Genomic DNA, 18094 nt, shown 5'->3' on the forward strand with positions numbered 1-18094 from the left:
GGGCTTACGGATAGCGACAGCGGTTCTTCCACTTAGATGCCGTGTAACCAAGTACTGTCTTCAGGCGTATTTTCATGCGACCCAACGCCTGAAGCAAGGCTTCCAAGACGACCGCTTCGGCGCGTAACAGCGCAATAAATTGCGCTTGCACCTCTGCGGCAGGCGTCTGCTCCCGCATCCGCCAGAGCAATTTCAAAATGAAATTGCTCTAAAGCAAGACTGCCCTAAAACGTGTCCTGCATGCTATACAGTTTTCCCGGCTTCTGCCCGGCCAGCCATGCGGCGGCCCGCAACGCGCCCTGCGCGAAATTTTCACGCGAATGGGCCTGATGGGTAACTTCAATGCGTTCGCCAGGTCCCATAAAGTACACGGTATGCACGCCCACTACATCGCCGCCGCGAATGGCCTGAATGCCTATCTGCGCCTTGGGCCTTTCGCCGATGATGCCGTCGCGCGAGGAACAGCGCACATCATTAAGCTCCCAGTCACGCGCTTCGGCCAGGCATTCGCCCAGGGTCAGAGCCGTGCCGCTGGGGCTGTCCTTTTTGCGGTTGTGGTGCAGTTCCACCATTTCGATGTCGTACGTATCGCCCAGAGCGCGCGTCAGTTCCGGCAGAATCTTGTACAGCACATTAATGCCAATGCTCATGTTGGATGACCAGAAAATGGGTGCGCGCTTTGCCAGTTCCCTCAGTTCGTCCTTTTCTTCATCCGTAAAGCCCGTGGTGCCGATAACGAGGGCGCGGCCGCTTTCGGCCACGGTGCGGGCCGACCGCAGGCTCACGGCTGGCGCGGTAAAGTCGATGGTTACCGCCCCCGGAGCCTGGGGCAGCACGGCCGCCAGGTTGTCCCCCACGGGGCACGGCGATCCGGCCAGCTTTCCCACATGTTCTTTGCTGTCCACCAAACCGGCGAGGCTGAACGCCGGTTCTGCGGCTACGAGTTGGCTGATGGTTCTGCCCATGCGTCCGTTAGCCCCTACCACGATGATGGATGTGCTCATGCTTTACTCACTTTGCATTCAAATTATTCAGAAACCACACCGGCTTCACGCAACATGCCCATAAACTCCGTTTCATCGAGTACGGTTACGCCCAATGTTTGCGCTTTTTCAAGTTTGCTGCCAGCTTTTTCGCCAGCCACAAGATAGTTGAGCTTTTTGCTCACCCCGCCAAGGGGCGTGGCCCCGGCAGCCTCGGCGAGCTTTTCGGCCTGACCGCGCGGCATGCTCAAACTTCCGGTAAAAAGTATGGTTTTTCCCGCCAGGGGGCCAGATGCAGATGTGCCCTCCCCGGCAGGTCCGCCATCTGTTCCGTGCCCGCCGTTTTTCCCGGTACGGGCGTTCTGCGGCCACAGGCCAAGGGCCTTGAAACGGGCAAGCTGCTCTCTGTTGGCGGGACTGTCGAAGAAATTGCGGATGGAGGACGCTACCTCCGGCCCCACATCAGGCAGGCTCTGCAATGTCTCGGCATCGGCCTTTTCCAGTTCATCCAGACTTTGAAAATGCACAGCCAGCGTGCGGGCGGTCTGTTCCCCCACGTGGCGGATGCCCAGAGCGCTGATAAGGCGCGGCAAGGTCGCGGTATGCCTCGCCCCCTCAAGCGCGCCCACAAATTTTTGCGCCAGCACCTCGCCCATGCGCTCAAAACCCAGCAACTCTTCAACCGTCAGGGTAAAAAGATCCGCCGGGGACTCTACGCGGCCACTGTTGACCAGCTGTTCTATCCACTTCTGGCCAACGCCCGATATATCGAGCCCCGCCTTGGAGACAAAATGGCTGATGGCCCGCAAACGGATGGCGGGACAGGCCATGTTTTCGCAACGCCAGGCGGCTTCGCCTTCTTCACGGTACGCGGGCTGCCCGCAGGCAGGGCAACTGTGAGGGAAAATATATTCTTTCGCGTCAGCCGGGCGCTTATTCAGCACAGGGCCCACCACTTCGGGGATCACGTCGCCAGCGCGGCGAACCATGACCGTATCGCCCACGCGCACGTCGCGGCTGCGTATTTCGTCCTCATTGTGCAGGGTCGCACGGGAAACCATAACGCCGCCCACGGCTATGGGCTCGAGTACAGCCACTGGCGTCAGAACGCCTGTGCGGCCCACCTGGATTTCAATATCCTTCAAAAGGGTCTGCGCCTGCTCGGCGGGAAACTTGAAGGCAACGGCGAAGCGCGGCGCACGCGCCGTGAAACCAAGGGCCTGCTGGGCCTCAAGATTGTCCAGCTTTGCCACGGCGCCGTCAATCTCCATCCTGAACTGCGGCCTGTGCTCCCTGACCCACTGGGCATAGTCTTCAACAGCCTGCACGCTCTCGCACAATTTGCCGTCTGGCGGAGTGAGAAAACCGTATTCCCTGAGGCGGGCCATGGCTTCAGATTGCAGCGTACAGGCCGGGGCTGGCTGCCATTGGGCCTCGCCAAGGCTGTAGGCCAGAAAACGCAGGGGCCGCGAAGCGGTGATGGAGATATCAAGCTGCCGCAGGGTTCCGGCGGCGGCATTGCGGGGGTTGGCAAAGGTCTTCAGCCCCAGAGCCTCCTGCTTTTCATTGAGAGCGGCGAAATCCTTTTTGTACATGACAACTTCGCCGCGCACCTCCAGCCGGGCAGGAAAAGGCCCAGACCCCGCAAGGCGCAGGGGCACGGTGCGGATGGTGCGGACGGCTTCGGTGACAACTTCGCCTATTTCGCCGTCGCCCCGGGTGAGGGCCTCCTGCATGGCGCCGTCAACGTAGATGATTTCCAGCGCCAGCCCGTCAAGCTTGGGGTCGCACCAAAAACGTTCCGGCAGGGGGCCGTTAATATCTGCATCCCAGGCGCGGCGCATGCGCTCCGCAAAATCCTGCCACTGCTCCAGAGAAAAAACGTTGTCCAGACCGTACATCTGGAGGCTGTGCGCCTTTTTGGCAAGCCCGTCGATGAGCTTGCCGCCCACGCGCAATGTGGGCGAATGGGGCGAGCGCAGTTCGGGCCAGCGATCTTCAAGGGCCTGCAGTTCGCGGAACAGGGCGTCGAACTGATCGTCGCTGATTTCGGGCTTGTCCAGTGTATGATAAAGATAGTTGTGCCGTTCAAGCTCAGCCGTGAGCCATTGGGCGCGGCGGCGCTCTTCGGCTGTGGGGCCGGTGGAAAAGAGGCTGTGCTGGAGCTGCCCGCCCTGATCATTGGTATGCTGTGACATGAAAAACCTTGTGCGGCTGCTGGCAAGCCTGACGCTGCGCGAGAGCCTTTTTGTCCGCGCCGTAAGCGCCCGCGCGGTTCCATAAAAAACGGGGAAATGCGACGGGCATCGTGCGTCGCCGTTATTACAGACTGTTTGCGGCCTGCTGACTGCTTATAACCTGTCCAACTGCCAACAGCCCAAAAGAGTAAAAGTTTTAGGGGGTGGGGGAGGAGACCCTTTTTCAAAAGGGTCCCTCCCCCACAAAGCATTTAAATTAAAATTTCCCCAATAAAAACGCCCCAGTAAAATTGCCCTAGTCGGGCAAGGCAATCAAGCGCGCCCGCAACACCCGGATGCGGTCGCGCAACTGGGCGGCCTGCTCGAATTCCAGATCACGGGCGGCCTGGCGCATTTCCTTTTCAAGCTTGGCCACCAGCAGGGCCGTATCCTCTGCGGTAAGCGGAACTGCGTCCGGCTCCTGCCCCTTGCCCTTGCCTCGGCCCTTGCCACGCCCGCGTGAAGCGCCATCTTCCACATACAAACTATCCAGCGGAGACTCAAGACTTTTCCGTGTGCTGGTCGGCGTGATGCCGTGTTCTTCGTTATGCGCCGTCTGCCTGGCGCGGCGGCGCGCGGTTTCGTCCATGGCGGCCTTCATCGAATCCGTCATCTTGTCGGCGTACAGGATGACCCGGCCCTGCGCATTGCGCGCGGCGCGGCCAAATGTCTGAATGAGTGAACCGACGGATCGCAAAAAGCCTTCCTTGTCCGCGTCCAGAATGCAGACAAGGGACACTTCGGGGATGTCCAGGCCCTCGCGCAGCAGGTTGATGCCCACCAGCACGTCAAACTCGCCCATGCGTAGCGCGCGGATGATCTGCATGCGTTCAAGGGTGTCGATGTCAGAATGGAGATAGCGCGCGCGCACCCCCATGTTGCAGCAGTATTCCGTCAGGTCTTCGGCCATGCGTTTGGTCAGGGTGGTCACAAGCACTCTCTCGCCCCGGCTGACGCGGCCACGGCACTCGCCCAGCAGGTCTTCCATCTGCCCCTTGGTGGGGCGTACCTCCACCTGGGGATCCACAAGCCCCGTGGGCCGGATGATCTGCTCGGCCACAATGCCCTGCGCCTGATCACGCTCGTACTTGCCCGGCGTGGCCGACACATAGACCACCTGATTGAGCAGGGCCGTAAATTCGTTGAACTGTAAAGGCCTGTTGTCCAGGGCCGACGGCAGGCGAAAGCCGTAGTCCACCAGGGTGGTCTTGCGCGAGCGGTCGCCCTTGTACATGGCCCCCACCTGCGGGACGGTAATGTGCGACTCGTCCACAAAAAGGAGAAAATCCTTGGGAAAATAGTTGAGCAGGCACGAGGGCGGCTCGCCCGCCACGCGGCCATCAAGGTGGCGGGTATAGTTTTCGATGCCGTTGCAATAGCCAAGTTCTTCAATCATTTCAAGATCAAGCTGTGTGCGCTGTTCAAGGCGCTGGGCCTCCACAAGCTTGCCCTGTTCTTTGAACAGAATAAGCCGTTCCGCCAGTTCGTCACGAATGTCGCTGGCGGCGCGCTTGAGGTTATCCTGCGCGGACACGAAGTGGCTGGCCGGGTACAGCACAGTCTTGGACACATCCGCCAGCACTTCGCCTGTGAGCGGGTCAATTTCGCGCATGGCGTCGATGTCGTCGCCAAAAAATTCCAGCCGCAGGGCGCGCTCGTGATGGTAGGCCGGGATGATTTCAAGGGCGTCGCCGCGCACGCGGAACGTGCCGCGGTGGAAGTCATAGTCATTGCGCTCGTAATGCACTTCCACAAGGCGCGTGATGAGTTTGTCCATAGGGAAATGCTGGCCCACCTCAACGGGAATGACCATCTTTGCGTAGTATTCCGGCGAGCCAAGGCCGTAGATGCACGAGACAGAGGCCACGATTATGACGTCGCGCCGCGTGAGCAGGGCGTGGGTGGCGGCGTGGCGCAGCTTGTCGATGTTGTCGTTGATGGAAGAATCTTTTTCAATATAGGTGTCAGAGGCCGGCACATAGGCCTCTGGCTGGTAATAGTCGTAATAGCTGACAAAATACTCCACGGCATTGCGCGGAAAAAGCGCGCGGAATTCGCCGTACAGCTGGGCGGCCAGGGTCTTGTTGGGCGCGAGCACCAGGGCCGGGCGGTTGCAGCGGGCAATCACGTTGGCCATGGTAAAGGTCTTGCCGGACCCCGTGACGCCCAGAAGCACCTGGGCGGGCACCCCTGCCTGAATGTTGCTCACCAGTTCGTCGATGGCCGTGGGCTGGTCGCCTGTGGGAACATAGGATGTTTCCAGGCTGAAAGGGGTAGCGGACTTGTCTTCCATCATGTTCTGTTTTGGGGTAAGAAGGTGTGAAATAATACACTAACCACGGGATGTGCTATGGAAAAGATCATCGTGCCCTCGCAGTTCGACCTGCCGCTGGACAGAATTTACATTGTGGCCGCAACGCTCAAGACCTTCAAGGGCCGCCGCCATGTGGACGTGCAGGTTTTCAGGCCCAACGGCGGTGATGAAGAACTGGAAGCCCTGCGCGGCCTTGGCCTGGTGGCTCCCCCCGACCCGTCCATTCCGGCCGAAGTGCTTCAGGGCGCTACGGAAGAAGCCGCCCTGCGCTGTATTCTCGAAGCCTTCACTGCCGAAGAAAGCCGCGCTCTGGCGGACTATCTTGAACAGCGCTATGCCGATCATATCGAAAAAATCACCGTCTGTCCGATGGACATACCCGTCCCTATGGGCGTAGCGCCCCTGGCGGGCATTACCGAAGGCAAGAGCACAGGCTTCATCCGTTTTGAGACCGTGCGCGACTATCCCCTGCCCTTCGTGGCTCACGGGTATTACGACCTGGAAGCCCACGCCCCGCTGGACAGCGAATAGTCATAGCGTTCACGCCAGGGCTGCCAGACCTGCTCGTCAGTCACCTTGTGGATTGCATCCCCGCAGATGACATGCTCCGTTGAGGGCAATCCGACGCCGGGTTCCGCATCCGCAGGGGGAGCCAGAGCTTCCCGCAGCCTTTGCATGAAGGCCTCTCGAGGCAGAAGAACCCCGCCCATCTTCATGATGTGCGGGGTTTCCTGTTGGCAATCCAGCAAGGTCACGCCGCGCAGACGCAGCAGGCCCACAAGCCCTGCCAGGGCCGCGCGCGACGCCTCGGAAACAACATGAAACATTGACTCGCCGAAAAACACCCTGCCAAATCCCACGCCATACAGCCCCCCGGTCAGTTCCCCATCACGCCATGCCTCAATGCTGTGGGCAAAACCCATGGCATGCAGGCGGTCATACGCCTCGATCATCGCAGGCGTGAGCCAGGTGCCGCCATGGGGCGTTCGCGCCTGGGCGCAGGCCCGTATGACCCTGCCGAAGGCCGCGTCAAGGGTAAGTTCAAAGGGCTTTTGTCGTAAGGCGCGGGCACTGCGGGCAGGAAGGCGAAAACCTTCCAGAGGCAGCACGCATCGCGGATCCGGCGACCACCACAGTATGGGCTGCCCGGCCTCGTACCAGGGAAAAATCCCCCGGCTGTAGGCCGCCAGCAAGCGCTCCGGCCGCAGGTCGCCCCCGAAGCAGAGCAGCCCGTCTTCACGGGCCGCTTCAAGCGGAGGAAACTGGGCGGCCAGTGCCGCGAAGATCGTCTCCACAGCCTGCCGCCCCGTTATCAAACCTTGCTCTTGGGCGGCTTTTTGGCTGCTGTTTCGCGTTTTACAGCGCCATCCTTGCCTTGAGTTTCCGCCTTGGCTGAAGAGCCCGCTTTGTTCCTGGCGCGGGGCTTGCCGCCGGATTTTTCCGACGTGCCGGATTTGGCTTTGGCGCTGCCGGATTTACCGGACTGGCCCGATTTTCCCGATTTGCCAGATTCGTCAGCCTTGGCCTTGGCGCTGCCGGACTTTTCAGTCGTGCTGGCAGCGGCGGATTTGGCGCTTTTCGCCTTTTTGGCCGTAGCCGCTCTGGCGGGCGTCTTTGCTTCGGCGCCGGTCGCGTCGAGCACAAGCGCATCGTCAACAACATCAAGCCGCGCGCTGCCCCCCTTGGAGAGCGAACCGAACAGCAGTTCGTGGGCCAGCTTGTCTTCCAGCTCCGTGCGCAGCAGACGCCGCAGCGGCCTTGCGCCCATGGCGGGGTCAAAGCCCTTGCGGGCCAACCATTGCCGGGCGTTTTGGCTCAGATCAAGCTGCACATGGCGCTGTTCAAGGCTGTGGGTGATTTCGCCCACAAACTTGTCCACAATGCGCAGCATCATGTCCTCGGTCAGGCTGCCAAAAGGCACGAGAGCGTCGAGCCTGTTGCGGAACTCGGGGCTGAAGGTATTTTCCACAGCCTTGAGGCCCTTGTGGGCCGCATCCTGCCGCGACGCGCCACCGAACCCCATGGCCGGGCGCGACATGTCGAAGGCCCCGGCATTGGAGGTCATGATCAGGATCACGTGCGAGAAGTCCGTTTTCCTGCCCGTATTGTCGGTCAGCGTGGCATAGTCCATCACCTGAAGCAGCACGTTGAAGATGTCGGGATGGGCCTTTTCCACTTCGTCCAGCAAAACTACGGAATACGGGGCCTTGCGCACGGCCTCGGTGAGCAGGCCGCCCTGATCAAATCCCACATAGCCTGGAGGCGCGCCGATAAGACGCGACACCGAGTGCTTTTCCATATACTCGCTCATGTCATAGCGCAGAAATTCCACGCCCATGAGCTTGGCAAGGCTGCGGGCCACTTCTGTCTTGCCCACGCCAGTGGGGCCATAGAACAGAAAGGCTCCTGCCGGGCGCTGCTCCTGACCAAGACCCGCACGAGCTCGCAGAATGGCCCGCACCGTAAGCTCGATGGCCGGATCCTGGCCGAACACAAGTTCCTTGAGGTCTTTTTCAAGCGAAGCAAGACGGTTGCGTTCCGTACCGGACACGGTACGCACGGGAATGCCCGCCATGCGCGCCACAATGCGCTCCACATCGGCAACGCCCACCGTGGGGCGCGTCGCCTTGCCGCCCGCAGCGGATTTGCCGCCCGCAGGCTGTTTGCGAGAGCCAGTCTGAACGCCACGCCCAAGGCGGACGGCAGCGCCGGATTCGTCCAGCACGTCGATGGCCTTGTCAGGCAGCAGGCGGTCACGCACATGCCGGGCCGTCAGATCAACCATGGCCTTGACGGCAGTCGGGCTGTATTTGACTTTATGGAAATCGGCATAGCGCTTTTCAAGCCCCTGAAGGATGGCGAGACACTCATCGGTATTCGGTTCAGCAAGGTCAATGCGCTGGAACCGCCGGGCCAGGGCTCGGTCCTTTTCAAAGTGGTTGCGAAACTCTTCATAGGTCGTGGAGCCGATGCAGCGCAAATCGCCGTTGGCCAGCATGGGCTTGAGCAGATTGGAGGCGTCCATTGAGCCGCCGGAAGTGGAGCCCGCCCCCACGATTGTATGAATTTCGTCAATAAACAAAATGGCGTCCGGAATTTCCATCAAACGCTGCACCACAGCCTTGAGGCGGCTTTCAAAGTCGCCCCTGTAGCGGGTGCCCGCCAGCAAAAGCCCCATATCCAGGGCGAACAACTGGGCCTTGGCGAACATTTCCGGCACGTTGCCTTCAACAATACGCAAAGCCAGCCCTTCGGCCAGGGCTGTTTTGCCTACGCCGGGATCGCCCACAAAAAGCGGATTGTTTTTGCGGCGACGGCACAGCACTTCCACCGCGCGGTCAAGCTCTGTCACGCGCCCCACCAGGGGGTCTATCTTGCCCTCGCGGGCGCGGGCGGTAAGATCAACGGCGTACTGGGCCAAAGGATCGGCCTTGCCTTCCTTGTCGTCTGCGTCGCCGCCCTGGCCAGCGCCCTTGGAGCCGCCGCCCTCGTCCATACCGTGCGATACGAATGTCAGGACATCCAGACGCTCCACGCCCTGCTTGCGCAGATAGTAATGGGCATAGCTTTCTTCTTCATCCATGATGGAAATGAGCAGATCGCCCAGTTCCACGGTGTCGCGCCCGGCGGAACGGATATGACTCAAGGCGCGTTCAAGCACGCGCTGTACGCCTTCTGTCTGGGCCACTTCATGGCTGCCCGCCAGAGGCACGACTTCCATTTCGCGGTTAAAAAATTCTTCAAGCTGCTCGCGCAGCACGGCCACACTGGCCCCGCTGCCCTCAAGCAGGATACGCCCGCGCATGCTGTTGGTAAGAGCAAAAAGAACATGCTCCACAGTCAGCAGGTCGTGGCGACGCCGGTGCGCTTCCATAAGGGCGTCACGGATGACGCTTTGAACACTCTTGCTCAACATAGGCATCTCAATAAATTTTTTCCATGGTGCATTTGAGGGGGAATCCCGCAGCCTTGGCCGCCTGATGAACCCTTTTCACCTTGGTCTCAGCTACTTCATGGGTGTATACACCACACTGTCCCACGCCTTGCTGGTGTATCTTCAGCATGATGACGGTGGCCTCTTCCGTGGATTTGTGAAAGATGCTGCATAACACAGCCACCACAAAGTCCATACTGGTGTAATCGTCGTTGTGCAGGAGCACCCGATAGCGGTCGGGCTCCTTCAATTTTTTTTCCACAATGACCTGGCTTTCGCCGCCATTCTGGTTCTCGTTAGAAACGGGCATGCAATTGCTCCACGGCACAAGTATTCAGCGCTGTTCAGGGAAAACGGGGCAGTTCTCGTCCGGCAGCCCCAGCTGCTGCCGCCATGCCCGTCTCTGCGTTTCGTCAAACACAAAGGATATTCTGGGGGGCAGGTTGTTGCGGTGCAACCAATCCTGATGCAGCTGATGATAATTCTTGGTACTGATTGCCACCTTGTCAAGGCCCAGGCTTTTCTGCACGGCATTGATGGCCTCTGCCGGGCCTTCCAGTTCCGCCCCCTGCATGAAGGACAGAATATCCAGTTCCACTTCCACGCCGTTCAGTCGCCAGGGCTCGCGGACCTTCTCATAACGCGCCGTCGGGCTGTAGCCAAGACCTTCAAGGATAAGCTGCATGGCAGCGGCATCTGTCACCCCTACCTCGCGCTCATCCCGCACCTTGCAGTGCTCCGCCCCGGCCGGAGCCGCAGCGGGCAGCTTCAGGGTCAGTACGCAGCGGGTCTTGTCCGGCCACTCCTGGCTGCGCAAACGCAGCAGCCGCCCACTGGAAAAAAGGTCGCCTTGCGGCGTGTCAAAAACCGTATTGGCCTCAAAGTGCGCGCCAAGGCAGCGCGCGCCCTGCTCCCGCAGCCGGTTGCGCAGGTCGTCCAGATCAACATCCGGGAATTTACGTTCCACTTCCAGCGCCATGGCTATTCCTCCGGCCTCTGGCGACGGTGAAAAAGGCGCTGTTGCAGGGCCGCAATGGTGGCAATGCCGCCCTTGTCGTCGCCAGGATGCACAATGGGGTCAAAACCCAGCCGCCGGGCCTGGGTGAGGCGCAATTCCTGCGCGGCCACTGGCCGTATCTGACCGTTGAGGTCCACCTCGCCCCAGAGCACGCATTTTTCCGGCAAGGGCACATCATAATACGATGAAAGCACGGCGGCCACCAGAGCAAGATCCAGCCCCGGTTCGTTGAGCTTCATGCCGCCGCCCACCTTGGCATAAATATCCACCTGCCCGAAATTGAGTTTAAGGCGTTTTTCCAGAACGGCCAGCAGCAGGTGCAGCCGCCCCACGTCAAACCCAAGGGCCGCCCGGCGCGGAATGCTCAAAAAGGTGCGGGACACAAGCGCCTGCACTTCGACGGCAAGCGGACGCTGCCCATCCACGGCCATGACCACGGCTGTGCCGGATAGCGAAGCGTCGCGCTGGCCCAGAAAAAAGGTGGAAGGGTCGTCAACGATCTGCATGCCCTGCTGCCCCATGCGGAAAACCAGCAGTTCTTCGTTGGGGCCAAAGCGGTTCTTGAACACGCGCAGCAGGCGGAACATCTGGCGGCGGTCGCCTTCAAGCGAAATGACCGTGTCCACCATATGTTCCAGCAGACGCGGCCCGGCGAGCACGCCGTCCTTGGTCACATGCCCCACCAGAATGAGCGTGCAGCCGAGGCGGCGGCAGGCTTCCAGCAGGGAGGTGGCCACAGCGCGCACCTGGCTGACGTTGCCCGGCAGGCCTTCGGCCTCAAGGCTGGTGAGGGTCTGCACAGAGTCCACCACAAGCAGGGCCGGATTCTGCGCATTGGCGGCCTCCACCACGTCTTCAACGCGGGACGTGGCGAGCGCCAGCAGGTTTGCGTCAAGCATGCCAAGGCGCTCCGCCCGGCCCTTGATCTGCGGCAACGACTCTTCGCCGCTGGCGTAGAGCACGGGGCGGCCTCTGGCGGTCATCTCTGCGGCCACAAGCCCTGCCACCTGCAATAAAAGCGTGGATTTCCCTATGCCGGGTTCGCCGCCCACAAGAATGGCCGCTCCGGGCACAAGCCCGTTGCCCAGCACCCTGTCCAGCGCCTGCAGGCCGCTGCCGTAGGGTTCGTAGCCGGAATCCTCCACGTCGCGCAGGGATACGGGACGCCCGGCAGGAGTCTCGCCACCCACTGACGCGCGCGCCTTGCCTGCCGAGCGCGCCTGCACGGACGCTTCCAGAGTGTTCCACTCATGGCAGCCGGGGCATTGCCCCCGCCATTGCATGGTCTGTGCCCCGCAGGAGGAGCATACATATATTTCACGTAGTTTTGCCATGATTCAAGATTACGGAAAAAGTCCAGGTGGCGCAAGCTGGCGGGCATGCTTCCACACAAATGGTAAAAAATTCAGGGATAAGCGGCGCCATCTGGCCCGCGCGGCGGACAGCGGCAAGACGACGGGGGGGGCGGGGCTGCGCTTATGATTTATGCACCGCGGCCAAAACCGTAGCGCAAAAAATGCCGCCAAGAATGGCCGCAGTGCTTATGCCAAGGCGCAGAGTCAGGGCCTCCCCCATAAACAGCGCGCCTCCAAGAGCTGTAATAAGCGGCACGCTCAACTGCACCACGGCGGCAGTAGGCACGCTGAGCCTGGGCAAAACGGAATACCACAGCACATAACCAAGGGCCGAGGCAATGCCTCCGGCGACGAGGGCGCAGAGCACGCCTGCGAAGGGCAGCGTCGGGCCGCCTCCCCAAGCCACGCCACCGGCCCCGGCATGTTCCAGCCAGGCCAGGGGCAGAAAAAGCAGCGCCAGCGGCAGGCAACGCACAAAATTGCCCGCAGTGGCGGCCACGGGCGCGCTGTTGCGGCGGCCCAGCAGCGTATAGACGGCCCATGACGCGCCGGAAAGAAAGATGATGGCAGACGGCCATAGGGGGGGCGCGTCCAGACCCGGCAACAGTAGATACACTAGGCCCGCCATGGCCAGGGTTATGCCCAGAGCCTGAGCGCGGCTGGGGCGCTGTCCGAGGGCCACTCCCGCGCCCACCATGCTTGTCTGAACGGCCACGGCAATAATGAGGGCTCCGGCGGCGGCGGACAGATTGACATACGCCCAGGAAAAACAGGCCATATAGGAAAAAAGGGCCAGGGCCGCGCTCCAGCTGCCGAACTGCAAGGCCCGCTCGCCGCGCAGCCTGGTGAGCAGCCACAGCACAGCGGCAGCGGAAACGGATCGCAAAACGGTGTAGCTCACGGCGTCCATGCCCGTCCCAAAAAGGGCCATACGGCACAGCAGCGAATTGGCCGCGAAAAAAATCATGCAGACCAGCGTGATGCCCGCCGTCAGGGCCATGCCGTTTTGGCGCGCGCCATTGGAACGGCTGCCGGCCGAAGTCATTGGTGATCCCGTGGGAATTGCAGCTTGCGGAAAATGGTACTGCGATTGACCTGAAAAAGCTCGGCCACGCGCTGCACCGAACCATGCACTTCAATGGCCTTGAGCAGAAAATCGCGTTCCATCTCCGCCATAATTTCGCGCAGGGGGCGGCGCGCGCTGAGGACTTCTTCCGAGTAGCGCGAAGCGTCGTTGCTTACCCCGGAAATCTGCGCGGGCAGGTCACGTGGAGAAATAAGCGGCCCCGTGAGGGTGATGACAAGACTGTGCACGAGGTTCTGGAGTTCGCGCACGTTTCCGGGCCAGGCGTAGGCGGCCATCATGTCCAGGGTCACGTCCATAAAGGCCATGACCTTGTGGTATTTGGCCGTATAGTATTCCAAAAAGTGCTCGGCCAGCAGACGCACGTCTTCACTGCGTTCGCGCAGGGGCGGAATGCGCACCGTAGCCACATTGAGGCGGTAATAGAGATCGCGCCTGAAGGTGCCCGCCTCCACGCTTTCCGCGAGGTTGCGGTTGGTGGCCGCGATGATGCGCACGTCCACCTTGCGCGGGCTTGACGCGCCCACGCGCATGATCTCCCCATCCTGAAGCACCCGCAGAAGCCGTGTCTGCATGGGGAGGGGCAACTCGCCCACTTCATCCAGAAAAATGGTGCTGCCGTCGGCAATTTCAAAATACCCGGCCTTGCCCTTGTTGGAGGCCCCGGTGAACGCGCCGGGCATATAGCCGAACAGCTCCGATTCCGTAAGGGTTTCAGAGATGCCGCCGCAGTCCACCTTGAGCAGTATCTTGTCGCGCCGTTCCGAAAGGCCATGGGTAAAACGGGCAAAAACATCCTTGCCAGCGCCCGTTTCACCCAGGATAAGCACGGTGGCGTCCGTAACGGCAAAACGGCGCAACAGCGAGACCACCTCACGCATGGCCGGGCTGGCGCAGACCGGTTCACGCACCTTGTTGCCCTCATTGGTGATATAGGCCAACTGGTCGCTGATCTGGTCAATGAGCTTGCACTGGCCCGTCACCTGATCCTGCAGCTGCGCCAGCAGGGTAATGTCGCGCGCAAAGGTGACCACAAGACAGAGCTCGCCCCGAGAATCAAAAACGGGAAAGCCCATCAGCACCAGCTTTTTGCCGTCCTTAAGCTGCTGCACATGGGTGGAGGGTTTGCCGGTACGCACGATTTCCGGGTTCAGGATGTGGTCAAAAACCCCCTCCTCCACCAGACATCGTACGTTCTTGCCCTGCAACTGCGCCTGGGTAAGGCCCGTCAGCTGCTCATACATACGGTTGACGCGCAGGCTCGTGCCCGAGGCGTCGCTGATAAAAACGCCCTCAGGAAGGGCGTCAAGTATGCGCCCCATATGTTTTGAAAGCAGTTCCTGCGAACGGTCGGCCATGTTTCAACCCGGTGACATGCTATGAAATCAGTGTGAAATCTGCACCCGCTCGCCCAAAATGTCCAGAGCGGTCTTTTGCAGCCTGTCCATACGGGCTTTATCAAGACTCACTTCACCCATGGGAACCTCTCTGCCAAGAAAGTGGTACTTCTGGGTGCCCAGACGGTGATAGGCCAGCATTTCGTAGCTGACGCGCCCGAAGGGCTTGATGAATTCCGCAATGGCGCTGATGGCGTCCTCGGTGTCATTGAAGCCGGGAATGACGGGCGTGCGGGCCAGTATGGGCACATCGGAAAATTCCTCGGCCAGAATGCGGAAATTTTCAAGGATGCGGGCATTGGGCAGGCCTGTATGCGCCTTGTGCACAGCGCTGTCCATATGCTTGATGTCATAAAGAACGTAGTTCAGATAGGGCGCAGCCTCGCGCACGGTTTCGGCGGGCACCATACCACAGGTCTCAACCGCCGTTTTGATGCGGCGGGTGCGGGCTTCACGCAGCAAAGCCACGGCAAAGGCTCCCTGCAACAGGGGTTCGCCGCCCGAAAGGGTCAGGCCGCCGCCGGAGCGGGCGTAAAAGGCCATGTCCTGCTCCACAACGCGCAGCACATCGTCAACAGTACGTTTTTTTCCATATACCAGCAAACCCTGGGCAGGACAAACTGCGGCGCAGGGCATGTCGCAGCCCGCGCAATGGCTGCGATCAATGACCGGCTTGTCATCGTCGCCGCAGGTTATGGAGCCGTGGGGACAGGCGGGAATGCAGTGCCCGCATTTGGAAATGTCAATGCAGCGGCCATGATTGCAGGCCAGTTCCGGATAGGGCTTTTGCGACTCCGGATTGCTGCACCACTGGCATGAAAGGGAACATCCCTTCAGGAATACAATGGTCCGTATGCCCGGGCCGTCGTGTACGGAATACTTTTGAACGTTGAACACCATGCCTTGCTGCTGGCTGTCATCCAGGCACATATTCCCTTCCTTTACAAAATCTTTTGCTCAGTAGCGGTTCAAGGTCTGCCCGCGCAAAAAAACCTCTGCGCGCGCAGCCCTCAATACAGTAATGCGGGGAAGGGCCACGCCCTTCCCCGCCATGAGGGTGTCTGTACCTACATCACGTCGTGTTCGGTACGGGCGATAAGGTCATTTTGCAGATCGGGCGACAGGTCCACAAAGTAGGCGCTGTAACCGGCGATACGCACGATAAGGTTGCGGTATTTCTGCGGGTCTTTCTGGGCGGCCACAAGGGTTCCCTTGTTGACCACGTTGAACTGCACGTGCCAGAGCTTGAGATCGCAGAAGGTGCGGATGAAGGACACCAGCTTTTCCGTGCCCTGCTCGCCTTCCACGCACTTGGGCGTGAACTTGATGTTCAGCATACGGGCGGCGCGGTCGCGCAGGCCCATATTTTTGGTGGTGTAGTTGGAAAGCAGCACCGCCGTGGGGCCGTTGACGTCTGCGCCGTGCGAGGCCGAGGAACCGTCGGACAGGGGGAAGCTGTCGGTGCGGCCGTTGGGCGTGGCGGAAACCACCTTGCCAAAGGGCACATGCGAGGTGAAGGGCACGTAGCGCACGTCGTTGTGGATGCCCAGATCCTTCATGGAGTACTTGTTGCCGTATTCCACGGAAATCTTGTCGATTTCGCGGCCAATGGCATCGGCGTATTCGTCATTGTTGCCATAGCAGGGGGCAGAGCGCAGCAGGGCGCGCACGTCGTCATAGCCTTCGAAGTTAGCGTCAATGGCTTCAATGAGCTTGCCCATGGTCAGCTTCTTTTCTTCAAAGACCAGCTTTTTCACGGCAGCCAGGGAGTCCACCACGGTGCCCAGGCCCATGTACTCAAAGTAGCCCAGGTTGATGCCTTCGGGGATCTGCTCCTGATGCAGGTCGATGCAGTGCTTCATGCACAGGTCGTGCATGGCCGAGCCCATGGGCTGGGCAAAGTGCTGCGCGCGCAGCTTGTTGATGATGTACTGCTGGGTGAAAGCCGTCTTGAGGAAGAGCATGTGCTGTTCCACATAGGCGTTCCAGAATTCGTCCCAGGTTTTGAAGTTGCGCGGATCGCCCGTTTCAACGCCCAGCTTCTGGTCGCCGTACTTCTTCATGCGGCCATTGCGCAGCACCATTTCCACAGCGGCGGCAAAGTTGATGTACGCGCCGCCGGAGGTGTAGGTATCGCGGTTGGGCATGCGGGCCTCTGTGCAGCCGGAAACGGCGTAGTCCAGTGCCTCTTCAAAGGTCGCGCCCTTGGAAACGTACAGGGGCACGATTTCTTCGTCATTGATAAGCTTGGGGAAGCCGGAACCGTACTTGATGGTTTCAGCCACGTCCCAAAGATAACGCTCCGGCGCGCGGGAATGGATACGGGCCGCAAGGTCCGGGTAATGCAGCGGGAATTCACGCTTGGACTTGAGTATCAGGTAGGTGAGGTCATTGCTGGCGTCGCGGCCGTCCGGGGTCTGTCCGCCGACGGTCACGGCTTCCCAGTGGGCGTAACCTTCGTTGAAAGCGCCGCCGGTGGGCGAGATGTACATGTCGATGAACTCGGCCATGCCCACCCACATGCACTCCAGCAGTTCCATAGCCTGGGCTTCGGTGATCTTGCCCGCAGCGCGGTCCTGCTTGTAGTAGGGGTAGAAATACTGGTCCATACGGCCATTGGAAATGGTGGTGCCGGTCTTTTGCTCGATGCGCGAAAACATCTGGGTGAACCACTGGCTCTGGCAGGCTTCCCAGAAATCACGGGCGGGTTCGCCGGGCACGCGCTCGGCATTTTCAGCCATGCGCAGCAGTTCGGCCTTGCGCGTGGGATCGGATTCTTTTTCAGCCATTTCACGCGCCAACACAGCGTGACGCTTGGCCCACAGCACAATGGCGTCGCTCACGATGACCACGGCTTCAAGGAAGGGGCGCTTTTCGCGGTCGTCCTTGGCGCTCATAGGATCAAGGGCGGCCAGCTTTTCTTCGGCTTCTTTCTTGATGCTGTTGAAGCCGCGCTTGAGGATCTTTTCAAAGTCGTGCACCCACTGGATGGACGAACGGAACGAAGAGGTCTCATTGACGATGAAGCGCGAGATGAGCCCTTCAGGATCGTCATAGGTAAGCTTGTGCACTTCGGCGGGCAGGGCCGCGTTCAGGGCTTCATGGTAGGTCTTGCCTTTCCAGTAGGGAGCGATTTCTTCCACAACGCGCTTGGCGTCTTCGGGCGTAATGGTAGCCGGCGAGGTTTGACGCGTGGGCAGATCGCGCACGGCTATATCCAAGAAGTCGCCATCCAGTTCAGGATAGAGGATGCCGTAGCGGCCGTCGCACCCGGCGCGTCCCAGCAGCAGCTGCCCTTCCTGCACATAGACGGTGATGTTCTGGGCAATGTGCATGAGAGCCTTGGCCCAGCGCAATACCAGAGGCTGCCCTTCGGTCTGCTCCATAGACTGGGTGAAATACAGGGCGCGCTCGATATCAATACGGGGCTTCTGCCCTTCAAACCGCTCAAGCAGATTGAAAACGCGGGGGTGGGTTTTGCGGAATCTGTCTTCCTTGCCCTCAATCTTGTCAAACAGACGCTGCTCCTGAGGGGACCGGCATTCGCAAGTGGTCATGCTCATCACGCTACTCCTGAAATAGTATGAATATAAAGCGCGCGGGCTTGCGCATATGCCGCCGCGCGGAGAATGCCTTGTGTTTTTGGCAATCCTCGTTGGTTGCCCCCTGTTTGCATGGGACATGCCATAATTTATAACATACTGATATAAAATGCTTTTTTTAAATTTTCTCTCTTTTGCCTCCTCAGCTCCTGCGCCAGCTTTCACAATAG

13 protein-coding genes are annotated in these 18094 nt (G+C 60.1%); 1 reads left to right on the forward strand and 12 read right to left on the reverse strand.

All coding sequences use genetic code 11. The features are described 5' to 3' along the window. Positions 1 to 224: 224 nt before the first annotated feature. The 3 genes from dapB to uvrB all read right to left on the reverse strand — a co-directional run bounded on the left by dapB (position 225) and on the right by uvrB (position 5513). The gene (dapB, locus tag BCS36_RS12080; protein WP_291303129.1) at positions 225 to 1004 is read right to left on the reverse strand and encodes a 4-hydroxy-tetrahydrodipicolinate reductase; all 780 of its coding nucleotides are present in this window, start codon (positions 1002 to 1004) and stop codon (positions 225 to 227) included. A 23-nt stretch (positions 1005 to 1027) separates the two neighbouring features. Beyond that, the gene (gene ligA, locus BCS36_RS12085) at positions 1028 to 3181 is read right to left on the reverse strand and encodes an NAD-dependent DNA ligase LigA (RefSeq protein WP_291303130.1); all 2154 of its coding nucleotides are present in this window, start codon (positions 3179 to 3181) and stop codon (positions 1028 to 1030) included. A 295-nt stretch (positions 3182 to 3476) separates the two neighbouring features. Further along, a complete protein-coding gene (uvrB, locus tag BCS36_RS12090) occupies positions 3477 to 5513 on the reverse strand; it encodes an excinuclease ABC subunit UvrB (RefSeq protein ID WP_291303231.1) in 2037 nt (678 codons plus the stop codon). A gap of 57 nt (positions 5514 to 5570) precedes the next feature. Here uvrB and BCS36_RS12095 point away from each other — a divergent pair, with 57 nt between their 5' ends. Next, positions 5571 to 6065: a hypothetical protein gene (locus tag BCS36_RS12095; RefSeq protein WP_291303131.1), complete on the forward strand. Its 495-nt coding sequence runs from the start codon at positions 5571 to 5573 to the stop codon at positions 6063 to 6065. On the opposite strand, the gene aat is transcribed toward BCS36_RS12095, so the two are convergent. The 9 genes from aat to BCS36_RS12140 all read right to left on the reverse strand — a co-directional run bounded on the left by aat (position 6026) and on the right by BCS36_RS12140 (position 17885). Continuing rightward, on the reverse strand, positions 6026 to 6829 hold the full coding sequence (aat, locus tag BCS36_RS12100; protein WP_291303132.1) for a leucyl/phenylalanyl-tRNA--protein transferase: 804 nt from the start codon (positions 6827 to 6829) through the stop codon (positions 6026 to 6028). The genes BCS36_RS12095 and aat overlap by 40 nt on opposite strands. Positions 6830 to 6846: 17 nt before the next feature. Continuing rightward, positions 6847 to 9450 (reverse strand): ATP-dependent Clp protease ATP-binding subunit ClpA, encoded by a 2604-nt coding sequence (gene clpA / locus BCS36_RS12105; RefSeq protein ID WP_291303232.1) that lies wholly within the window; start codon positions 9448 to 9450, stop codon positions 6847 to 6849. A gap of 7 nt (positions 9451 to 9457) precedes the next feature. Further along, positions 9458 to 9778, reverse strand: a complete 321-nt coding sequence (clpS, locus tag BCS36_RS12110; protein ID WP_291303133.1) for an ATP-dependent Clp protease adapter ClpS — start codon at positions 9776 to 9778, stop codon at positions 9458 to 9460. A 24-nt stretch (positions 9779 to 9802) separates the two neighbouring features. Then, positions 9803 to 10447 carry a class IV adenylate cyclase gene (locus BCS36_RS12115; RefSeq protein WP_291303134.1) on the reverse strand — a complete coding sequence of 215 codons (645 nt, stop codon included), beginning with the start codon at positions 10445 to 10447 and terminating at the stop codon, positions 9803 to 9805. Between the two features lie 2 nt (positions 10448 to 10449). Beyond that, a complete protein-coding gene (gene radA / locus BCS36_RS12120) occupies positions 10450 to 11820 on the reverse strand; it encodes a DNA repair protein RadA (RefSeq protein WP_291303135.1) in 1371 nt (456 codons plus the stop codon). Positions 11821 to 11962: 142 nt separating this feature from the next. Next, on the reverse strand, positions 11963 to 12886 hold the full coding sequence (locus tag BCS36_RS12125) for a DMT family transporter (RefSeq protein WP_291303136.1): 924 nt from the start codon (positions 12884 to 12886) through the stop codon (positions 11963 to 11965). Next, positions 12883 to 14283 (reverse strand): sigma 54-interacting transcriptional regulator, encoded by a 1401-nt coding sequence (locus tag BCS36_RS12130; RefSeq protein ID WP_291303137.1) that lies wholly within the window; start codon positions 14281 to 14283, stop codon positions 12883 to 12885. The genes BCS36_RS12125 and BCS36_RS12130 overlap by 4 nt, the downstream gene beginning before the upstream one ends. Positions 14284 to 14310: 27 nt before the next feature. Next, positions 14311 to 15252, reverse strand: a complete 942-nt coding sequence (locus BCS36_RS12135; protein WP_291303138.1) for a glycyl-radical enzyme activating protein — start codon at positions 15250 to 15252, stop codon at positions 14311 to 14313. Positions 15253 to 15389: 137 nt separating this feature from the next. Beyond that, positions 15390 to 17885 carry a glycyl radical protein gene (locus BCS36_RS12140; protein WP_291303139.1) on the reverse strand — a complete coding sequence of 832 codons (2496 nt, stop codon included), beginning with the start codon at positions 17883 to 17885 and terminating at the stop codon, positions 15390 to 15392. Between the last annotated feature and the right edge of the window lie 209 nt (positions 17886 to 18094).

Origin of the sequence: Desulfovibrio sp. MES5 (assembly GCF_002237645.1) — a bacterium.
GTDB lineage: Bacteria > Desulfobacterota > Desulfovibrionia > Desulfovibrionales > Desulfovibrionaceae > Desulfovibrio.

Excerpts from the sequence above, each read along its gene's own strand:
- clpS (WP_291303133.1), bottom strand. The coding sequence starts at position 9,778 with ATGCCCGTTTCTAACGAGAACCAGAATGGCGGCGAAAGCCAGGTCATT.
- BCS36_RS12095 (WP_291303131.1), top strand. The coding sequence starts at position 5,571 with ATGGAAAAGATCATCGTGCCCTCGCAGTTCGACCTGCCGCTGGACAGA.
- radA (WP_291303135.1), bottom strand. The coding sequence starts at position 11,820 with ATGGCAAAACTACGTGAAATATATGTATGCTCCTCCTGCGGGGCACAG.
- clpA (WP_291303232.1), bottom strand. The coding sequence starts at position 9,450 with ATGTTGAGCAAGAGTGTTCAAAGCGTCATCCGTGACGCCCTTATGGAA.
- BCS36_RS12135 (WP_291303138.1), bottom strand. The coding sequence starts at position 15,252 with ATGTGCCTGGATGACAGCCAGCAGCAAGGCATGGTGTTCAACGTTCAA.
- BCS36_RS12130 (WP_291303137.1), bottom strand. The coding sequence starts at position 14,283 with ATGGCCGACCGTTCGCAGGAACTGCTTTCAAAACATATGGGGCGCATA.
- BCS36_RS12115 (WP_291303134.1), bottom strand. The coding sequence starts at position 10,447 with ATGGCGCTGGAAGTGGAACGTAAATTCCCGGATGTTGATCTGGACGAC.
- BCS36_RS12125 (WP_291303136.1), bottom strand. The coding sequence starts at position 12,886 with ATGACTTCGGCCGGCAGCCGTTCCAATGGCGCGCGCCAAAACGGCATG.
- dapB (WP_291303129.1), bottom strand. The coding sequence starts at position 1,004 with ATGAGCACATCCATCATCGTGGTAGGGGCTAACGGACGCATGGGCAGA.
- BCS36_RS12140 (WP_291303139.1), bottom strand. The coding sequence starts at position 17,885 with ATGAGCATGACCACTTGCGAATGCCGGTCCCCTCAGGAGCAGCGTCTG.
- uvrB (WP_291303231.1), bottom strand. The coding sequence starts at position 5,513 with ATGGAAGACAAGTCCGCTACCCCTTTCAGCCTGGAAACATCCTATGTT.
- ligA (WP_291303130.1), bottom strand. The coding sequence starts at position 3,181 with ATGTCACAGCATACCAATGATCAGGGCGGGCAGCTCCAGCACAGCCTC.